Annotated in this window: 17 protein-coding genes; 11 read left to right on the plus strand and 6 right to left on the minus strand. The window is 67.6% G+C overall.

The features are described from left to right. Positions 1–3: 3 nt before the first annotated feature. Together C2U31_RS06440 and hutI are read left to right on the plus strand one after the other, a co-directional pair. Positions 4–1,446 (plus strand): amino acid permease, encoded by a 1,443-nt coding sequence (locus tag C2U31_RS06440; RefSeq protein ID WP_103272084.1) that lies wholly within the window; start codon positions 4–6, stop codon positions 1,444–1,446. Between the two features lie 29 nt (positions 1,447–1,475). Then, complete coding sequence (hutI, locus tag C2U31_RS06445) at positions 1,476–2,702, plus strand: imidazolonepropionase (protein ID WP_103272085.1); 1,227 nt, start codon at positions 1,476–1,478, stop codon at positions 2,700–2,702. Positions 2,703–2,729: 27 nt separating this feature from the next. On the opposite strand, the gene C2U31_RS06450 is transcribed toward hutI, so the two are convergent. Beyond that, complete coding sequence (locus tag C2U31_RS06450; RefSeq protein WP_103272086.1) at positions 2,730–4,325, minus strand: methyl-accepting chemotaxis protein; 1,596 nt, start codon at positions 4,323–4,325, stop codon at positions 2,730–2,732. 514 nt (positions 4,326–4,839) lie between these two features. Between C2U31_RS06450 and C2U31_RS06455 the strand changes: the two genes are divergently transcribed. The 8 genes from C2U31_RS06455 to C2U31_RS06490 all read left to right on the plus strand — a co-directional run bounded on the left by C2U31_RS06455 (position 4,840) and on the right by C2U31_RS06490 (position 14,420). Further along, the gene (locus C2U31_RS06455; RefSeq protein ID WP_103272087.1) at positions 4,840–5,340 is read left to right on the plus strand and encodes a spore coat U domain-containing protein; all 501 of its coding nucleotides are present in this window, start codon (positions 4,840–4,842) and stop codon (positions 5,338–5,340) included. Positions 5,341–5,351: 11 nt separating this feature from the next. Next, a complete protein-coding gene (locus C2U31_RS06460; protein WP_233772674.1) occupies positions 5,352–6,062 on the plus strand; it encodes a molecular chaperone in 711 nt (236 codons plus the stop codon). Further along, positions 6,025–8,424: a fimbria/pilus outer membrane usher protein gene (locus C2U31_RS06465; RefSeq protein WP_233772676.1), complete on the plus strand. Its 2,400-nt coding sequence runs from the start codon at positions 6,025–6,027 to the stop codon at positions 8,422–8,424. Before C2U31_RS06460 ends, C2U31_RS06465 begins: the two co-directional genes overlap by 38 nt. After that, positions 8,421–9,395, plus strand: a complete 975-nt coding sequence (locus C2U31_RS06470) for a spore coat U domain-containing protein (RefSeq protein WP_103272090.1) — start codon at positions 8,421–8,423, stop codon at positions 9,393–9,395. Before C2U31_RS06465 ends, C2U31_RS06470 begins: the two co-directional genes overlap by 4 nt. A 423-nt stretch (positions 9,396–9,818) precedes the next feature. Then, on the plus strand, positions 9,819–10,319 hold the full coding sequence (locus tag C2U31_RS06475; protein WP_103272091.1) for a spore coat protein U domain-containing protein: 501 nt from the start codon (positions 9,819–9,821) through the stop codon (positions 10,317–10,319). 12 nt (positions 10,320–10,331) lie between these two features. Next, positions 10,332–11,051 carry a molecular chaperone gene (locus tag C2U31_RS06480; protein WP_233772678.1) on the plus strand — a complete coding sequence of 240 codons (720 nt, stop codon included), beginning with the start codon at positions 10,332–10,334 and terminating at the stop codon, positions 11,049–11,051. A gap of 52 nt (positions 11,052–11,103) precedes the next feature. Then, positions 11,104–13,449 (plus strand): fimbria/pilus outer membrane usher protein, encoded by a 2,346-nt coding sequence (locus C2U31_RS06485; RefSeq protein ID WP_233772679.1) that lies wholly within the window; start codon positions 11,104–11,106, stop codon positions 13,447–13,449. Continuing rightward, complete coding sequence (locus C2U31_RS06490; protein ID WP_103272093.1) at positions 13,446–14,420, plus strand: spore coat U domain-containing protein; 975 nt, start codon at positions 13,446–13,448, stop codon at positions 14,418–14,420. The genes C2U31_RS06485 and C2U31_RS06490 overlap by 4 nt, the downstream gene beginning before the upstream one ends. A gap of 32 nt (positions 14,421–14,452) precedes the next feature. On the opposite strand, the gene C2U31_RS06495 is transcribed toward C2U31_RS06490, so the two are convergent. From C2U31_RS06495 to C2U31_RS06505, 3 genes are all read right to left on the minus strand, one after another. Then, on the minus strand, positions 14,453–16,144 hold the full coding sequence (locus C2U31_RS06495) for an MFS transporter (protein WP_103272094.1): 1,692 nt from the start codon (positions 16,142–16,144) through the stop codon (positions 14,453–14,455). A gap of 118 nt (positions 16,145–16,262) precedes the next feature. After that, the gene (locus C2U31_RS06500; protein ID WP_103272095.1) at positions 16,263–16,595 is read right to left on the minus strand and encodes a sulfite:cytochrome C oxidoreductase subunit B; all 333 of its coding nucleotides are present in this window, start codon (positions 16,593–16,595) and stop codon (positions 16,263–16,265) included. A 10-nt stretch (positions 16,596–16,605) separates the two neighbouring features. Beyond that, complete coding sequence (locus C2U31_RS06505) at positions 16,606–17,841, minus strand: molybdopterin-dependent oxidoreductase (protein ID WP_103272096.1); 1,236 nt, start codon at positions 17,839–17,841, stop codon at positions 16,606–16,608. A gap of 151 nt (positions 17,842–17,992) precedes the next feature. On the opposite strand from C2U31_RS06505, the gene C2U31_RS06510 reads away from it, so the two are divergent. After that, a complete protein-coding gene (locus C2U31_RS06510) occupies positions 17,993–18,388 on the plus strand; it encodes a DUF2809 domain-containing protein (protein ID WP_103272097.1) in 396 nt (131 codons plus the stop codon). A 42-nt stretch (positions 18,389–18,430) separates the two neighbouring features. Here the strand turns inward: C2U31_RS06510 and C2U31_RS06515 are convergent, their stop codons facing one another. Both C2U31_RS06515 and C2U31_RS06520 read right to left on the minus strand, forming a co-directional pair. Next, positions 18,431–18,868, minus strand: coding sequence for a universal stress protein (locus C2U31_RS06515; protein WP_103272098.1), 438 nt, complete (start codon positions 18,866–18,868; stop codon positions 18,431–18,433). A gap of 138 nt (positions 18,869–19,006) precedes the next feature. Beyond that, positions 19,007–19,225 carry a hypothetical protein gene (locus C2U31_RS06520; protein ID WP_103272099.1) on the minus strand — a complete coding sequence of 73 codons (219 nt, stop codon included), beginning with the start codon at positions 19,223–19,225 and terminating at the stop codon, positions 19,007–19,009. Positions 19,226–19,315: the final 90 nt, after the last annotated feature.

Here is a 19,315-nt window from a genome sequence, read left to right on the forward strand (position 1 = left end):
AGCATGCAAGAAGTGCAGAGCAGTGAGTTGAAGAGAGGGCTGAGCGCCCGGCACATCCGCTTCATCGCGCTGGGGTCGGCCATCGGCACCGGCCTGTTCTACGGCTCGGCCAAGGCCATCCAGGCCGCGGGCCCCTCGGTCCTGATCGCCTACCTGATCGCCGGCGCCGCCGTGTACATGGTGATGCGCGCGCTCGGGGAAATGGCGGTGCACAACCCGGTGGCCGGCTCCTTCGGCCAGTACGCCAGCCAGTCTCTGGGACCGCTGGCCGGCTTCATCACCGGCTGGACCTACACTTTCGAGATGATCATCGTCTGCCTGGCCGACGTCACGGCGTTCGGGCTGTACATGGGATTCTGGTATCCGGACGTGCCGCAGTGGATCTGGGTGCTGGCCATCGTGCTGCTGATCGGCGGGCTCAACCTGTGCACCGTCAAGCTGTTCGGCGAACTGGAATTCTGGCTGTCGCTGCTGAAAGTGGCCGCCATCGTCGCCATGATCGCCGGCGGACTGGGCATCATGCTGTTCGGCATCGGCCTGAGCGCGGACGCGCCGGCCACCGGCGTGCACAATCTCTGGCAGAACGGCGGCTTCATGCCCAACGGCATCGGCGGCTTGATCGCATCGCTGGCGGTGGTGGTGTTCGCTTTTGGCGGCATCGAGATCATCGGCATCACGGCCGGCGAGGCCAAGGACCCGGGCCGCACCATCCCGCGCGCCATCAACGCTGTGCCCCTGCGCATCCTGCTGTTCTACGTGCTGACGCTGTTCGTGCTGATGGCCATCTTCCCCTGGTCGCAGATCGGCAGCCAGGGCAGCCCCTTCGTGCAGATCTTCGACCAGCTGGGCATCCCGTCCGCCGCCACCATCCTGAACATCGTGGTGATATCGGCCGCCGTGTCGGCCATCAACAGCGACATCTTCGGCGCCGGACGCATGCTCTACGGCATGGCGCAGCAGGGCCAGGCGCCGCGCGGCTTCGCCGCCGTGTCGCGCCGTGGCGTGCCGTGGATGACGGTGGTGGTGATGTCGGCCGCGCTGCTGATCGGCGTGGTGCTGAACTATCTGATCCCGAAGGATGTGTTCCTGTTGATCGCTTCCATCGCCACCTTCGCCACGGTCTGGGTCTGGCTGATGATCCTGCTGTCGCAATTCAACATGCGCCGAAAGATGGACCCTAGGGAGGCCGCGCAGCTCAAGTTCCCGGTGCCGCTGTGGCCGGCCGGCCCGATCCTGGCGATCGCCTTCATGGTCTTCGTGATCCTGGTGCTGGGCTACTTCCCCAACACGCAGGCCGCGCTTATCGTGGGAGCCGTGTGGATCGCGCTGCTGTGCATCGCCTATCGCCTGTGGGTGCTGCCGCAGCGCAAGGCGGCGCAGGCGCGCGTCCCGGAGCAGGGCGCGCCGCAAAACCCGTCTCGGCCGCTGACGCAGGGCTCGGACTGAAACAACGCAAGCAACAAGGAGAACCGGCAATGAAACAGGTCTGGCGCAACTGCCATGCCGCCACGATGCAAGGCGGCGCGTACTCGATCATCGAGCGCGCGGCCATCGTCACCGAGGACGGGCGCATTGCCTGGATCGGCCCCGAGGCCGAGATGCCGCTGGATGGCTCGGCGGCCGTGCAGGACCTGGGCGGCGCCTGGGTCACGCCGGGCCTGGTCGATTGCCACACCCACCTGGTGTTCGGCGGCAACCGCAGCCTGGAGTTCGAGCAGCGCCTGCAGGGCGTGGACTATGCCGAGATCGCCGCGCGCGGCGGCGGCATCGCCAGCACGGTGCGCGCCACGCGCGCCGCCACCGAGGACGAGCTGTATCTGGATGCGAGCCGGCGCGCGCTGCACCTGCTGCGCGACGGCGTGACCACGCTGGAGGTCAAGTCCGGCTACGGCCTGGACCTGCCCAACGAGCGCAAGATGCTGCGCGTGGCGCGCCGCCTGGGCCGCTCGCTGCCGCTGACGGTGCGCGCCACCTGCCTGGCGGCGCACGCGCTGCCGCCCGAGTTCACGGGCCGGCCGGACGACTACATCGACGAGGTCGCCCGCCGCATGCTGCCCGTGCTGGCGGCGGAAGGGTTGGTGGACGCCGTGGACGCCTTCTGTGAGCACCTGGCGTTCTCGCCGGCGCAGGTCGAGCGGGTGTTCCAGAGCGCGGCGCACCTGGGCCTGCCGGTCAAGCTGCATGCCGAGCAGCTGTCTTCACTGCACGGCGCCACGCTGGCGGCGCGCCACGGCGCGCTGTCGGCCGATCACCTTGAATACCTGACCGAGAGCGATGTGCTGGCCATGGCGCAGGCAGGCACCGTGGCGGTGCTGCTGCCGGGCGCGTTTTACGCGCTGCGCGAAACCCGGCTGCCGCCGGTGGATCTGCTGCGCCGCCACGGCGTGCCGATAGCCATTTCCACCGACCTCAATCCGGGTACCTCGCCGGCGCTGTCGCTGCGCCTGATGCTGAGCATGGCCTGCACGCTGTTCCGCCTGACGCCGGAGGAAGCGCTGGCCGGCGCCACCCTCCATGGGGCCCGCGCGCTGGGATTGGAGACCACGCATGGCACGCTGGAAGCGGGCAAGGCGGCGGACTTCGTGGCCTGGAGCATCGATCATCCGTCGGAGCTGGCCTACTGGATTGGCGGCGAATTGCCCAGGCGCGTCGTCCGGCATGGGCAGCAGGTGTACGCGACGGCGCCGGACGCGGCGGCCTGACAGCCGCCGGGCCGCGATGCATGCGGCCTACGCCGCCATCGCCAGCGCTGGCAGGCCCGCCTGGGACGGCAGGCGGAAGGCGCTGACCGCGCCCTGCAGCCGCTGCGCCTGCGTTTCCAGCGACGACGCGGCGGCGGCGGCCTCTTCGACGAGCGCGGCGTTCTGCTGGGTCACGTGATCCATCTGCGTGACCGCCGTGTTGACCTGGTCGATGCCCGTGACCTGTTCCTGCGAGGCGGCGGCGATATCGGCCACCAGCGAGGTCAGGTGTTCGATGGTCCGCACGATTTCCTCCATCGTGCGCCCGGCCGTCTCCACCTGGGTGGACCCCGCCTGCACCGTGGCGCCGGAGGTGTTGAGCAGCTGCTTGATTTCCTTGGCCGCCGTGGCGCTGCGCTGCGCCAGTGAGCGCACCTCGCCCGCCACCACCGCGAAGCCCTTGCCCTGTTCGCCGGCGCGGGCCGCTTCCACGGCCGCGTTCAGCGCCAGGATGTTGGTCTGGAACGCGATGCCGTCGATCACGCCGACGATGTCCTCGATGCGGCTGGAGTCCTGGGCGATTTCGCGCATGGTGTTCACGGCATCGCGCACGGCCTGTCCGCCGCGTTGCGCCACTTCGGACGCGGTCGAGGCCATCTGGTTGGCCTGGCGCGCGTTCTCCGCGTTGCTGCTGACGGTGGAGAGCAGCTGCTCCATGCTGGCAGCGGTTTCCTCCAGCGAGGCGGCCTGCTGTTCGGTGCGGCTGGACAGGTCCTGGTTGCCCGCGGCGATTTCGCTGGATCCGGTATGGATTTCATGTACGCCCGCGCGCACCGCGTGCACGGTGCGGACCAGGCTGGCCTGCATGTCCTGCAGATAGGGGATCACCTGCCCCACGCAGTTGCGGCCGAAGGCCGCGATCGGCGCGGTCAGGTCGCCGGCGGCGATGCGCTGGAAATGGCCGCGCAAGTCGTCCAGCGGACGCTTGACGAAATGCACCACGTACAGGTCGCCCAGCACCAGCAGCAGCAGGCAGACGGCCAGCACCGCGCCCGTGCCGATATAGGCGTGGCGGCGCTTGGCGGCGGCGTTCTCCCAGAGTTGGGTCTCGCGTTCCTTGGCGTAGGCCTCGTATTGCTCGATGCTCTTGCCGAAGGCGCGGCTGGCGCTCACGACCGGGCCGGCGCCATGGACGCGGGCGCGCGCCACATCGCCGGCTGTCAGCAGGTCGCGCTGGACCGCGATGCCCGCCACGGTCAGGGCCTCGAAGCCCGATTTCATGGGATCCAGGATGGCGGCCGGGGCATCGTTGCCGGCCAGTTCCAGGAATATGGCCTGCTGCTTGCGGGCTTCGGCCAGGGCGGCATCGATGCTGCGGCCTTCCTCGGCCGCCTGCGTGGCGTCGCCGGCGGCGGCATATTCCATCTGGCGCGACAGGCGCAGGCGCGCACGCATGATCTGGTCGTTGACGCGCGAAAGCGCCGAGACTTCGTGCAGCAGTTCGGTGCTGTCGGTCAGCGCATCCGCCGAGCCGCGCAAACCGTTGATGGTGATTGCCGACATGCCGGCAAGCAGGACGCTGATGGTGAGCAGGGTGCCCAGGATCATGCGGCGGATGGTGATGTCTTTCAGTAGCTGTTTCATGACGCGACGCTCTTGAGTGCTTAGGGGGTGCTACATCGGCAACAACGGCTTGGAGACAGGCGAATTTAGCTGGCGTTACAACATGACGAAATGTGCCAGCTGGGCATGGAACAAATCGACATTTCAAGCAATAGTGTTGCGTTTTTCATGTCAGGTGAGAATGTTTTCCTCACGGTCTGGTCTGGAGTGTCATAACTGCATGAAGCGTGGTGGGGTCATTAATTTGACGCTGTCCTGCAGGTATTGGATTAAATATGTGGGGTTATATTTCTTCGAATATCAGCGATGTTCGTGATATTTCAATTGGCTTAAGACTATTTTTAAAATAAAACTAAATTACTCGGGAGTAGTAAAAAGAAAAGTAAAATCCAGCACCGATGTTAAGAAAATAACTTGAATAAGCCAGCGGGGTATGGAAAATACGCTCGTGTTGCTCCAGATCTTGTATCTGATCTGATAAGACACACCCATGTTGGGGTAGGTTGAATCAGCAGTATTTTGTGGAGTGGCGCGCATGGAACGCCTGATCTATCGCAAAACCGCATTTCTTTTATTCACTTCCCTGGCATCCGCATCGAGCCTGGCGGCGGGACAGAATTCCGCGAACTTCAACGTCACCATCGTCATCCAGGCCAACTGCACCATCGCCGCCAATAACCTGACGTTCCCTCCCCAGGGAGTGCTGAGCTCGGCGGTGACGGCTACCTCGGCGTTAACCGTCACGTGCACCAACACCACGCCATATTTCGTTGGTCTTAGCGCGGGCTCCGGCACGGGCAACACCGAGACCAACCGGCGCATGTTCGGGGCCGTGAACACCAGCGCTTTCGTCGCCTACCAGCTATACAAGAGCGACCAATCGGTGTGGGGGGATATCGCGTCGCCGAACACGCGCCAGGGCGGCACGGGCAATGGCGCCGCGCAGACGCTGACTGTCAACGGTACGGTGCCGGCCCAGGCCACGCCGGCGCCCGACACCTATAGCTCGACCGTCACCGCCACCGTCTATTTCTGAGGAGCGTGGCCGTGTGTGCGCGCATATCCGCCATGCTGGTGGTTCTGCTTGGCTGGATTTGTCCGGCCGGCGCCGCGACGCTGCAGATTTCCCCGGTCATGGTCGAGATGGCGCCGCAGCAGGGCGCCAGCGGCATCATGCTGCGCAACCCGGACGCGATGCCGGTCTATGGTCAGGTGCGAGTCTATGCCTGGGAACAACGCGACGGCGACGATGTGCTATTGCCCACCGAGGAGATCCAGGTCAGCCCGCCCATCATCCAGGTACCGCCCGGCGGCGAACAGCTGGTGCGGCTGGTGCGCGCATCGCGGGAACCGGCGGCGATCGAGAAGAGCTACCGGCTGGTCATCGACGAGATTCCGGATCCGTCCACGCCGGCGGTCAATGGCGTGGTGCTGCGGCTGCGCTATTCGGTGCCGGTGTTCGTGGCCGGGGCCACGCCCGAGCCGCGTCCGGAACTGAGCTGGAAGGCGGCGCGCGAGGGCAAGGAATGGGTGCTGAGCCTGAGCAACACCGGCACCCGCTATGCGCAGGTGGCCAGCCTGCAGGTGTTGGACAGCGGCGGCAAGCCCGTGGCCGAGGTCGACGGGCTGTTGGGCTATGCGCTGGCCCAGCGCCAGCGGCAGTGGCGCATCCCGGCGCGGTTGCAGGCCTCCGGGCCAGTACATATCAAGGCCTTGATCAATGGCGGCACGATCTCGGCTACTCCCAGGATGGACTGACGGGCCGCGCGCCATCCGTGCCGGAGAATGGCGCGGCTGGGGCATCGCGCTGGCCTTGTCGTGCATGGCGGCGCAGGCGGCGGACGTGCCCGATCAGCTGGTGTCGTTCGGCGATATCGCCGAGCGCGACGTGTTCCTGGAAGTGAGCATCAACGGCGCCAATACCTCGCAACTGCTGCGGTTCCGCGATGCGCAGGGCCGCTTGTCGGCCAGCGCGGATGCGCTGCGCTCGGTCGGCATCGGCGTGCCGGGGCCGGACGGCGCGGCGGGCAGCCCGGAGCTGCGGCTGGACGCGATTCCTGGCCTGCGCTACAGCTACAACGCCGCGACGCAGTCGGTGAACCTGGTGGTGCCGGATGCGTTGCGCACGCCTTACGCGCTCGATATGCGTGGCGTGTCCCGGGCGCCGTCGGCCACCAGCGGACGCGGGCTGGTGCTGAACTACGACGCCTACGCGCAGACCAGCGGCCTGTCCCGGTTGTCGCTGTACACCGAACAGCGCTATTTCAGTCCGTCCGGCGTGTTCAGCAACACCGGCATCAGCTATCTTGGCGGGCGCGCCAATCTTGCCGATGGCACTGGGCGCTACATCCGCTACGACACGTACTGGACGCATTCCGACCAGGACACGATGCGCACGCTGCGGTTGGGCGACACGATCACGTCGTCGCTGGACTGGTCGCGCTCGATCCGCATCGCCGGCGTGCAGTGGGGTCGCAACTTCTCGCTGCGGCCGGACCTGGTGACTTTTCCGGTGGCGGCGATCAGCGCGTCCTCGGTGGTGCCGTCCTCAATCGCGCTGTACATCAACGGGGTGCAGCAATACTCCAGCAACGTGCCGGCCGGCCCCTTCGTGGTCAACCAGATCCCCGGCATCACCGGCGCGGGCCAGGCCACCATCGTCACGCGCGACGCGTTGGGGCGCAGCATCGCGACGACGGTGCCGTTGTACGTGGACACGCGCCTGCTGGCGCGGGGCCTGTCCAGCTATTCGGTGGAGGCGGGCTTCGTGCGGCGGCGGTTCAGCGTGCGTTCGTTCGACTACGACCACGCGCTGGCCGTCAGCGCATCGGGCCGCTATGGCCTGGATGACGCGTTGACGCTGGAAGGGCATGCCGAGAGCGCGCCCGGCGTCTACAACCTGGGAGCGGGCGCGCTGGTCAGGCTGGGCGAGGCGGGCGTGGTCAGCGCTTCGCTGGCCGGCAGCGCGGGCCGTTACGCGGGCGGCCAGACCAGCCTGGGCTACCAGTACGTGCGGCCGGGGTTCAGCCTGGACATGCAGGCCACGCGCGCGTTGGGGGGGTATGGTGATCTCGGATCCCGCGAGCAGGCGCCCGTGGCGCGGCAGATCGACCGCGTCACCCTGTCGTTTCCCGTCGCCCAGTCGCAGAGCGCGGCCTTGAGCTATATCGGCTATCGCCAGCCGGCCGCGCTGGCCGCCAGACTGGGCTCGGCGACTTATACCGTCAACCTGCACAGCCGCGCGGTCATGAGCTTGAGTGCATTTCACGACTTCAATCAGTCCGGCTCGAATGGCATGTACGTGAGCCTGACGCTGATGCTGGGCGAGCGCACGCAGGCCTTCGCGTCGGTCAGCCGCCAGCAGCGCCAGGACAGCTACAGCGTGGGCGCGCAGCGTTCGGTGGACTATGAAGGCGGCGCGGGCTGGTCGGTGCAGCGCGGACGCAGCGGCGGGCAGGCCTACACGCAGGGCCAGGCGCAGTACCTGGGCCGCTACGGCCAGCTGACCGGTCTGGCGCAGGACCTGGGCGGACGCACGCAGGCGGCGGTCCAGGCCTCGGGAGCGCTGGTGCTGATGGACGGCGTGGTCACGCCCTCGCGCCGGATCAACGACAGCTTCGCGCTGGTGTCGACGGGCGCGCCGGACGTGGACGTGCTGCACGAGAACCGCAAGCTGGGCAAGACCGACAGCTCGGGCCACCTGCTGGTGCCGGACCTGGTTCCCTATCAGGCCAATCGCCTGTCGATCGACGCGGAGAACCTGCCGGTGGACACGCGGCTGGAATCGACCAAGGCGGTGGTGGTGCCGCAGTCGCGCTCGGGCGTGGTGGCGAACTTCCAGCTGGAGCGCTATGTGGCGGCCACGGTGATCCTGAAGACGCCGGACGGCCAGTTCCTGCCGCCTGGGGCCGGGGTGCTGCATGCCGAGAGCGGCAAGCGCGGGGTGGTGGGCTATGACGGCATGACCTTCGTCGAGGACCTGCAGGCGCTGAATCACCTGACGGTGCAGGGCAAGGGCGTGTCCTGCCGCGCGCAATTCGAATATGGCGCCGAGTCCGGCCGGCAATTGCCCACGCTGGGCCCGTTCGTCTGCCAGCCTTTGGAGGAGCACAAGCAATGAGACGAGCCATCCTGTTGGTCGCCATCGTGTTTGCCTGGGCCTGGGCGGGCGCGGCGCAGGCCCAATCGAACTGCAATTTGTCGGGCAGTTCGACCACCATTGACTTCGGCGCCGTCAATCCCTTGCTTCCCGGGGATACGCTCAACAGCGGGGGGCTGATCAAGGTGAACTGCCTTTTCTTATTTCTGGGAACCCGCGTGTGCATCAGCCTGGGAACGGGCAACACCAGTCCGTCGATCGCGGCGCGCGCGATGGGCAACGGTTCCTATCGCATGAATTACAACCTGTATACGGATCCGGGCTATTCCAGTGTCTGGGGCGCCGCGACGACCTCGCCGCCTACATCCCAGGTGCTCACTGACGTTATCGATGCATCCCTGTCGGTGCCCATTTACGCAAAGTTGCCAGGAGGACAGACTTCGGTGTCGACCGTGGGCAATGCCGATACGCAATACCAGGAGATTTACTCCGGCGCGAGCGTCCACGTGGAGGTGCAGACGGCCTTGTTTTTTCCTGATTCGGTCAATTGTCCGCTGTCCTCTCCGACCTGGGTCATGACTATGCCGCTGACGGTCAAGGCGCTGGTGCAGAAGAACTGCACCATTTCCGCCACCAATCTGGTGTTTCCGGCCCAGGGGGTGTTGACGGTCCCGGTGCCGGGTAGCAGCCAGATCAGCGTGCAGTGCACCAACAACAACGCGTATTCGCTGGCGCTCAATGGCGGGACGGTGGGCGGCAACGTGCTGGCGCGCAAAATGAAGCACTCGACCGCCGCCGACACGGTCAGCTACCAGCTGTACCAGGGGTCGAACTACGCCATCGTCTGGGGCGATGCGAGCGGCGGCTCGCCCAAGACCGGTCTGGGGTCGGGCACGGTGCAGAACCATACGGTATATGGCCGGGTGCCGGCGCAGACCACGCCCAGGCCGGGCAGCTATAGCGATACCGTCACGGCCACCATCACATTCTGAACCCGCACACGGCGGGGGCGACAGCGGTCGCACACCGGCTAGCCGCGCAATGCGGCGAGTGAGAGGATTTTTGAGACCCTTCGGTCACGTTCGGTCCTCGCCCTAATTAATGCTGCCAATAATCGAAAAAATTCGTACATAAAGTCGCTGAAAAATGCCGAATCAAGGCGGCATTTTGTGTATGAATTTTGTCCCCTTTTTCGAAAAGGCAGCCAATTCCCTGAATTACAACAAGTTTTATTGCCGAACATTGGTGCTACTTCGAAGGGGAAGACAGAAAAATAGCGGGAAAATATCGAAAATGTCTTGAAGAAAGCCAGAGAGAATGGAAAATAGCTGTATGTTTCGTCAAATTTCAAAATTGACATGACATGCATCAATTGCGGGTAGGTTGATTCAGCAGTATTTCGTGGAGTAGCGCTCATGAAACGCCTGATCTATCGCTCGGCCACATTTTCTTTGCTCAGCTCCCTGGTGTGCGCGTCGAACCTGGCCGCGGGACAGAGCACGGCGAACTTCAACGTCACCATCGTCATCCAGGCCAACTGCACCATCGCCGCCAACAACCTGGCATTCGGCCCCCAGGGCGTGCTGAGCACGGCGGTGACATCCACCTCGACGCTGACTGTCACGTGCACCAACACCACGCCGTATACCGTCGGCTTGAACGCGGGCACTGGCACGGGCAATACCGAGGCCAGCCGGCATATGTTCGGCACGGTCAACACGACGGCGTCCGTGGCCTACCAACTGTACAAGGCCGACCTGAGCACCGTCTGGGGCGACGCCACCGTGGCGGCGCGCGTGAGCGGCACGGGTACCGGGGCCGCGCAGACGCTGACCGTCAACGGCTCGGTGCCGGCCCAGGCCACGCCGGCGCCCGATACCTACAGCTCCACCGTCACCGCCACCGTCTATTTCTGAGGAGCCGCCACCGTGCGTACAGCCATGCTTGCAGTGCTGGCGGCGGTGGCGGTCCTGCTGGGCCCGACGGGTCCGGCGGGCGCGGCCACGCTGCAGATTTCCCCGGTCATGGTCGACATGGCGCCGCAACAGGGCGCCAGCGGCATCACGCTGCGCAACCCGGACGCGATGCCGGTCTATGGTCAGGTGCGGGTCTACGCCTGGGAACAGCGCGACGGCGACGACGTGCTGTTGCCCACCGACGAGATCCAGGTCAGCCCGCCCATCATCCAGGTGCCGCCCCGCAGCGAACAGCTGGTGCGGCTGGTGCGCGCGTCGCGGGAACCGGCGGCGATCGAGAAGAGCTATCGGCTGGTCATCGACGAGATTCCGGATCCGTCCACGCCGGCGGTCAATGGCGTGGTGCTGCGGCTGCGCTATTCGGTGCCGGTGTTCGTGGCCGGGGCCACGCCCGAGCCGCGTCCGGAACTGAGCTGGAGGGCGGCGCGCGAGGGCAAGGAATGGGTGCTGAGCCTGAACAACACCGGCACCCGCTATGCGCAGGTGGCCAGCCTGCAGGTGTTGGACAGCGGCGGCAAGCCCGTGGCCGAGGTCGACGGGCTGGTGGGTTATGCGCTGGCCCAGCGCCAACGGCAGTGGCGTATCCCGGGCCGGCCGCAGGCGCCGGGCCCCGTGCGTATCAAGGCCCTGATCAATGGCGGCACGATCTCGGTGGCGCCCCGGATGGACTGACTGGCCGCGCGCCGGCCTGGGCGGAGGGCGGCGCGCCAGAGGTATGCAGCCTATGGCGGTATGCGCTTCCCGTACACGCGGGCGACGCGCCTGGAGCATCGCGCTGGCCCTGTCTTGCGCGGTGGCGCGGGCGGCGGACCTGCCCGATCAACTGGTGTCGTTCGGCGATATCGCCGAGCGCGACGTATTCCTGGAAGTGAGCATCAACGGCGCCAATACCTCGCAACTGCTGCGGTTCCGCGATGCGCAGGGCCGCTTGTCGGCCAGCGCGGATGCGCTGCGCTCGGTCGGCATCGACGTGCCGGAGGCGGAGGGCGCCGCTGGCAGTCCGGCGTTGCGGCTGGATGCGATTCCGGGCTTGCGCTACAGCTACAACGCCGCGACGCAGTCGGTGAACCTGGTGGTGCCGGACGCCTTGCGCACGCCTTATCAACTCGACATGCGCGGCGTCCCCAGGGCGCCTCCGGCCACCAGCGGGCGCGGGCTGGTGCTGAATTACGACGCCTACGCGCAGACCAGCGGCCTGTCCCGGTTGTCGCTGTATACCGAGCAGCGCTATTTCAGTCCGTCCGGCGTATTCAGCAACACCGGCATCACCTATGCCGGCGGGCGGGCGGACCGCTATATCCGCTATGACACCTACTGGACGCGCTCGGACCAGGACACGATGCGCACGCTGCGGCTGGGCGACACGATCACGTCGTCGCTGGATTGGTCGCGGTCGATCCGCATCGCCGGCGTGCAGTGGGGCCGCAACTTCTCGCTGCGGCCAGACCTGGTGACTTTTCCGGTGGCGGCGATCAGCGCGTCCTCGGTGGTGCCGTCGTCGATCGCGCTGTACATCAACGGGGTGCAGCAGTACTCCAGCAACGTGCCGGCCGGCCCCTTCGTGGTCAACCAGATCCCCGGCATCACCGGCGCGGGCCAGGCCACCATCGTCACGCGCGACGCGTTGGGGCGCAGCATCGCGACGACGGTGCCGTTGTACGTGGACACGCGCCTGCTGGCGCGGGGCCTGTCCAGCTATTCGGTGGAGGCGGGCTTCGTGCGGCGGCGGTTCAGCGTGCGTTCGTTCGACTACGACCACGCGCCGGCCGTCAGCGCATCGGGCCGCTATGGGCTGGATGACGCGCTGACGCTGGAAGGGCATGCCGAGAGCGCGCCCGGCGTCTACAACCTGGGGGGCGGCGCGTTGGTCAGGCTGGGCGAGGCGGGCGTGGTCAGCGCTTCGCTGGCCGGCAGCGCGGGCCGTTACGCGGGCGGCCAGACCAGCCTGGGCTACCAGTACGTGCGGCCTGAGTTCAGCCTGGACCTGTTGTCCACCCGGGCGCTCGGCGATTACGGCGACCTGGGCTCGCGCGAGGACGCACCGGTGGTCCGCCAGACTGATCGCGCGACCGTGTCGTTTCCCATCACCCGGTCGCAGAGCATGGCCTTGAGCTACATCGGCTATCGCCAGCCGGACGCGCCGGCCGCCAAGCTGGGCTCGGCGACCTATACCGTCAACCTGCACAGCCGCGTGGCCATGAACCTGAGTGCGTTCCACGACTTCAACCAGTCCGACTCGAACGGCGTGTACTTGAGCCTGACGCTGATGATGGGCGATCGGACCCAGGCCTTCGCGTCGGTCAGCCGCCAGCAGCGCCAGGACAGCTACAGCGTGGGCGCGCAGCGTTCGGTGGACTATGAAGGCGGCGCGGGCTGGTCGGTGCAGCGCGGACGCAGCGGCGGGCAGGCCTACACGCAGGGCCAGGCGCAGTACCTGGGCCGCTACGGCCAGCTGACCGGTCTGGCGCAGGACCTGGGCGGACGCACGCAGGCGGCGGTCCAGGCCTCGGGAGCGCTGGTGCTGATGGACGGCGTGGTCACGCCCTCGCGCCGGATCAACGACAGCTTCGCGCTGGTGTCGACGGGCGCGCCGGACGTGGATGTGCTGCACGAGAACCGCAAGCTGGGCAAGACCGACAGCTCGGGCCACCTGCTGGTGCCGGACCTGGTTCCCTATCAGGCCAATCGCCTGTCGATCGACGCCGAGAACCTGCCGGTGGACACGCGGCTGGAATCGACCAAGGCGGTGGTGGTGCCGCAGTCGCGCTCGGGCGTGGTGGCGAACTTCCAGCTGGAGCGCTATGTGGCGGCCACGGTGATCCTGAAGACGCCGGACGGCCAGTTCCTGCCGCCTGGGGCCGGGGTGCTGCATGCCGAGAGCGGCAAGCGCGGGGTGGTGGGCTACGACGGTATGACCTTCGTCGAGGACCTGCAGGCGCTGAATCACCTGACGGTGCGGGGCAAGGGCGTGTCCTGCCGCGCGCAATTCGAATACGGCGCCGAGCCCGGACGCCTGATGCCCACGCTGGGCCCCTATGTTTGCCATCCTTTGGAGGAACCTGCGCAATGAGACGCGCCATCGTGTTGATCGTGCTTGCGTGGTGCTGGGCCTGGTCCGGCGCGGCGCAGGCGCAGAGTTGCGACCTGACCGGCAGTTCGACCACCATCGACTTTGGCACGATCAATCCCCTGCTGCCGGCGGATACGCTCAACAGCGGCGGGCTGATCAAGCTGAACTGCTCCGGCCTGTCGTTGTTCACGCGGGTATGCATCAGCCTCGGAACGGGAAATACCAGCCCGTCGATCGCGGCGCGCGCGATGGGCAACGGTTCCTACCGCATGAACTACAACCTGTATACGGATCCGGGCTATTCCAATATCTGGGGCAACGCGACCACCTCGGCGCCTACGTCGCAGCTGCTGACCGGCATCGGCGCGGGGTCGGTGTCGGCGACCGTCTATGCCAAGCTGCCGGGCGGCCAGAACACCGTGACCATCGTGAACAATGCCGATACGCAATACATGGAAAGCTACGCCACGACCACGCAGGCCAAGGTGGACGTGCAGACCTTTCCGCTCATCGGGCTGCTCCTGAACTGCCCGCTGAGTTCGCCCTCCCTGACCTTGCAGATCCCGTTGACGGTCAAGGCGCTGGTGCAGAAGAACTGCACCATTTCCGCCACCAACCTGGTGTTTCCGGCGCAGGGGCTGTTGACGGCCCCGGTGCCTGGCAGCAGCCAGATCAGCGTGCAATGCACCAACAACAACGCGTACTCGCTGGCGCTCAATGGCGGGACGGTGGGCGGCAACGTGCTGGCGCGCAAGATGAAGCACTCGACCGCCGCCGACACGGTCGGCTACCAGCTGTACCAGGGGTCGAACTACGCCATCGTCTGGGGCGACGCGACGGGCGGCTCGCCCATGGCCGGCCTGGGCACGGGCGCGGCGCAGAGCTACACCGTCTACGGCCTGGTGCCGCCGCAGGCCACGCCCAGGCCGGGCAGCTACAGCGATACCGTCACGGCCACCATCACATTCTGAGCCTGCGCCCGGACAGGCCCGGGCCGCGCGCCCTACAGCGATTCCGGATCCCGCCGCAGCGAGAATCCCTGCGACCCGTTCATCGCCAGGTAGCTGACGTTGCGCGACACTTCCGGCGCCGCGTCGCCGGCGTGCAGCGCGCGCACGCCGTCCAGCACCATCTTGTCGGCCAGCGTCATGCGATCCAGCATGCGCAGGTACTGCATCCAGCTCTCGACCAGGAAGACCTCGCGCCACACCCCTTCGCGTTCCAGGTCGCGGAACAGCTGCCACTGCTGCGCGCCGTTGCGCAGCCGCATCAGGCGCAGCGGATGGGCGGCGCCGATCAGCGCGGGCAGCTTGTCGTTCGGGATCTGGTATTGCACCGCCACCAGCACCGCGCCGTGCTCGGTGTCGAAGCCGGCGGCTTGCAGGGCCGGCTCGGCGCTGTCGGCGCGCGTCAGCGACTGCGCGTCCACCTGCTCGGGCAGGCGCGAGCGGTACAGCAGCAGTACGGTCAGGCCCAGCATGACGCCGGCGCCGGCCAGCGCGCCCGACACGCCCAGCGTGCCGGCGAAATGGCCCCACATGAACGAGCCGGCCGCCAGCCCGCCGAAGATGGCGGTCTGGTACAGCGCCAGCGAGCGCGCCTTGACCCAGTCCGGCACCAGCATCTGCACCGTGGTGTTGTAGGTGGCCAGCACGCCGATCCAGCAGCCGCCGGACAGCAGCAGGGCGGGGAAGGCGACCCACAGCGTGCCGGTCAGGCCCAGCGCCAGCAGGCAGGCCGCCAGCAGGCCGGCGGCGGCGCTGATCAGGCCGCTGGCGCCCCAGCGCGCCTGCACCCGGCGCACCAGCACGCTGCCCAGGATGGCGCCCAGGCCCAGCGCGCCCAACATGTAGCCGTACAGCATGGCGCTGCCGCCGTCGTGTTCGTGGGCCAGCAGGGGCAGCAGCGCCCACAGGGCGCTGGCCGACAGGCCGAAGGCGAAGGCGCGCAGCATGACCACGCGCGTCACGGTGGAATGCTGGGTGTAGCGCAGCGCCGTGACCGCGCCCTGCAGCAGGCGCTCGGGCGGCAGGCGGCGCTCGGGCAGGTCGCGCTTCCAGCGCCAGATCGCCCAGATCAGGCCGCCATAGCAGAAGCAGTTCAGCAGGAACACCCAGGGCGCGCCCAGCGCGCCCAGCAGCAGGCCGCCGATGGCCGGACCGACCGCGCGCGCGACGTTGTAGTTGACGCTGTTCAGCAGCACCGCGCTGCCCACGTGGGCGCGCGGCACCTGCTCGCCCACCGCCGCCTGCCAGGCCGGCGTCACGACGGCGCTGCCGATGGCGATGCAGAAGACCGAGGCGATCAGCGTGATCGGGTGCAGCAGGCCGGCGAAGGCCAGGATGGTGATGAACAGGCCCCCGGCCAGTTCCAGCCCCATGCCGGCCAGCATGACCTTGCGGCGGTCGTAGTTGTCGGCCAGCACGCCGGTCAGGATGGACAGGGCCACCAGCGGAAAGGCGGCGGCCACCTGGATCATGGCGACCAGCAGCGGGCTGCTCTGTTCGGTGGTGATGATCCAGGCCGCGGCGACGGACTGCGCCCAGGTGCCCAGGTTGGCGAACAGGTTGGCGATCCAGATGATCCGGAACGCCGGGAAGGACAGGGGGGACAGTGTGCTGACGCGCAGCGCGGGCGCCGGCGCGGCGGCGGGCTCGGCGGGCAGGTCGGTGTTGGCCGAAACGGGTTGGAGCATGCGGGCCTCGAGAATCGCCCCGGCCGTACCGCGGGCCGGGGTCGCCCAATGGTACGCCGAAAGCCGGACGCCGGCATGGCGGGCGGGCCGGGCCCGCCCCGGGCCTTCCCGGTCCGGCCTACTTCGCGGCGGCGGGCGCCGCCGGGGGCGGGGGGTAGGCCTGGTTCAGGTACTGGATGATCAGCTGCGCCTGATCCGGCGCGATGGGCGCGCCATAGACGGCGACCATCTTCTTGACCTCGGCCTCCCAGAAGCCCAGCGGCATGGGCGGCTGGGTGGACAGGTAGTCCACCGAATGGCACATGAGGCACTGGGCCGCGCTCTGTGCGCCGGGGCTGGCGCCCGGATGCAGGGTGGCGGTTTCGGCGGGCAGCTGGATGTCCAGCGCATGGGCCGGCGACAGCATGGCCAGGGCGGCAGCGCCGGCCAGCGCAAGCAGATGACGGTTCATGACGGGCTCCTCAGGCGGCGGTGACGCGCAGGGTTTCGACCACGTTGCGCATGTAGCCGGCGGGGTTCCACAGCGCCTCCAGCGGCTGGGTCTCGCCGGCCATGTTGGTGGCGCGGGCCTTCAGCTCGTAGGCGCCCGCCCGTTCCGGCCTGAAGTCCGCCTGCCATTCGCGGAACGAGTAGCGCCCCAGGTCCTGGCCCAGTTGCGCGGCGCGCCAGGTCTTGCCGCCGTCGGCCGAGAACTGCACCTCGCGGATGCCGCGTCCGCCGTCGAAGGCGATGCCGCGCACGCGCTGCGCCTGGCCCAGCGGCAGGCGTGCGCCGTCGGCCAGGCTGGTGATGAAGCTGCGCACGTTGTAGCGGCCGATCGGGCGGGTCTTCTCCGGCGCCTTGCCCACCGGCGTACAGGCGCAGTCGTTGTCCGGGATGCGGTAGGCCTTCTGCATCCAGTAGCCGTCGAATTCCTTGTCCAGCACGGTGATGTCGGCCAGGTGCTTGACCCAGTAGGTGCCGTAGTGGCCCGGCACCACCAGGCGCACGGGGTAGCCGTTCAGCAGGGGCAGGTCGGCGCCGTTCATGGCGTAGGCCAGCATGACCTCGCCATCCATCGCGTGGGCCGCGTCCAGCGCCTTGACGAACTCGGGCGTGCCCGGCAGCACCGGCCGGTCCATGCCTTCGAAGCTGACCTGGCGCGCGGCCTTGCCGATGCCGGCCTTCTCCAGCACGCGCGACAGGGGGATGCCGAGCCAGCGCGCATTGCCCATGGCGCCGTTGCCCAGCTGCCCGCCGCCCACGCGCGGCTCGAAGAAGCCGCGGCTGTTGCCGGAACACTGGGTCACGGCCACCAGCTCCACCGGCGCGCCGAACTTCTCCTTCAGGTCGGCCAGCGTCAGTTCCAGCGGCGCGTCCACCAGGCCGCCCACGCGCAGCCGGTAGGCGGCCGGGTCGATCCGGGTTGGTATGTTCCCCAGGTGATAGCGCACGAAGAAGGCATCGTTGGGGGTGATGAGGCCCTCGTTGTAGACCTCGAACGGCGTTTCCAGCTGCGGCGGCCGGGCGGTCTGGCGGATCAGGGGGCGCTTCTGCGGGTAGGCGATCAGCTCGCGCTCGCCGTTGGCGAAGGGCAGGGTGACGGTGGCGGGGGCCGCCAGCGCGTTCAGGGCCTGGCCGGCTGTCGTGCCGGCCGCGCCCAGGGTACAGGCCTGGCGCAGGAAGCGCCGGCGTCCGTTGGTGCCGGATGTGCTCATACTCGTTGTCTCCAGGAGTTTTTCGAGTACGCTGCCGGCGTTGCGCAACCTGTCCGGCGGCGGCTTGCCAGAGTATGCGCCCGGACCCCGTCGCCGCGCCACGCTTTTGCGCGCCGCGCGGTTTCAAAAACCGCTATTTCCGTCTTGGACCATGTCGCTACGATTCGATGGCCGCGCCTTCGCGGCCCTGCTGCTGCTCACCGCCGTGGAGGCGCTGATCGCCACCGTGGGAAAACCCTATCCCTGGCTGCGCGGCTTCGTCGGCGACGTGCTGGCGGTGGGCTGGGTGTACCTCGTGTTCCGCAGTTTCATCCGGGCGGGCGTGCTGCCGCTGGCGGTGGCGGCGCTGCTGACGGGCTATGCGGTCGAGTTCGGCCAATACCTGGCCAAGCTCTACGGTTGGCAGATCAAGCAGCCGCTGCTGCGCATCCTGCTCGGCAGCGTGCCGGACTGGTGGGACGTGCTGGCCTACACCGTGGGTTTCTTCCTGGTGCTGGCGCTGGCAGGCTGGCGCCGGCGCGGCGGGCGTGTGCCCGCCGGCGCCTAGGTGGCGTGCGCATGCCGGCGGCCGTATTTGCGGGACTGCACACTAGCGCAGCACCAGCACCGGCAGCTTGGTCTGCGCCAGCACGCGCTGGGTTTCGCTGCCCAGCAGGAAGCCGGTCATGCCGTGGCGTCCATGCGAGCCCATGATGATGAGATCGCAGCCCTGCGCCTTGGCGGTGTCGACGATGGCGGCGTGCGGGTGGTCGTTGACCGCCACCAGGCAGGAGCAGGGCACCAGCGCACTGCGGGCCTGCGCCTCCAGCCCGTCCAGGTAGGCCTGCGCGTTCTTGCGCGCCTGGTCGGTGTGGTAGCCCTGGGCGGTGCCTAGCATCTCGGCCTGGTAGACCAGCAGGTGGTCTTCGGGAATGGCGCGCAGCACGGTGACGGCGGCGTTCATCTCCTTGGCGAAGACGATGCTGCGCTGGAAAACCGAATCGGACAGCGGCGAGCCGTCCACGGTGATGAGCAGGTGCCTGTACATGTTGCCTCTCCCTTGGAAAAAGGAACGTTCAGCAACGGCGAATTCAGTATAGGCCCGTGTTTTGGCGTGATCCAGTCCCGCTTTCGGACGAGGGCGGCGGGGTTTTCCCGGACGGCGCCGGGCGTGTCGGACGGCGGGTCAGGCGTGCGCGGGAGCGCGGCGGCCGACGGCCGGCGCGGCCCGGTCGGCGGCGGGCGGCGCGCCATCAACGGCGCGGCCGTCCGGCAGGATCACGTTGGGGAACAGCGCGCCGGTGCCCATCAGCGCGCCGGCGGCCATCAGCCAGCGGTGCAGGGTCTGGCCGACGCCTTGCGGGTCGCTGGCGCCGTTTCGGGTGTCCGGTAGGGTAGGGGTCATGGATCTGCTCGCGATGCCGCGCAGGCGCTGCCGCCCGCGGTTTGGGCTGGTGGTGGCAAGCCCAGACTCTAAGCAAGCGTGCGCATCGCC

Source organism: Achromobacter sp. AONIH1, assembly GCF_002902905.1.
GTDB lineage: Bacteria > Pseudomonadota > Gammaproteobacteria > Burkholderiales > Burkholderiaceae_B > Achromobacter.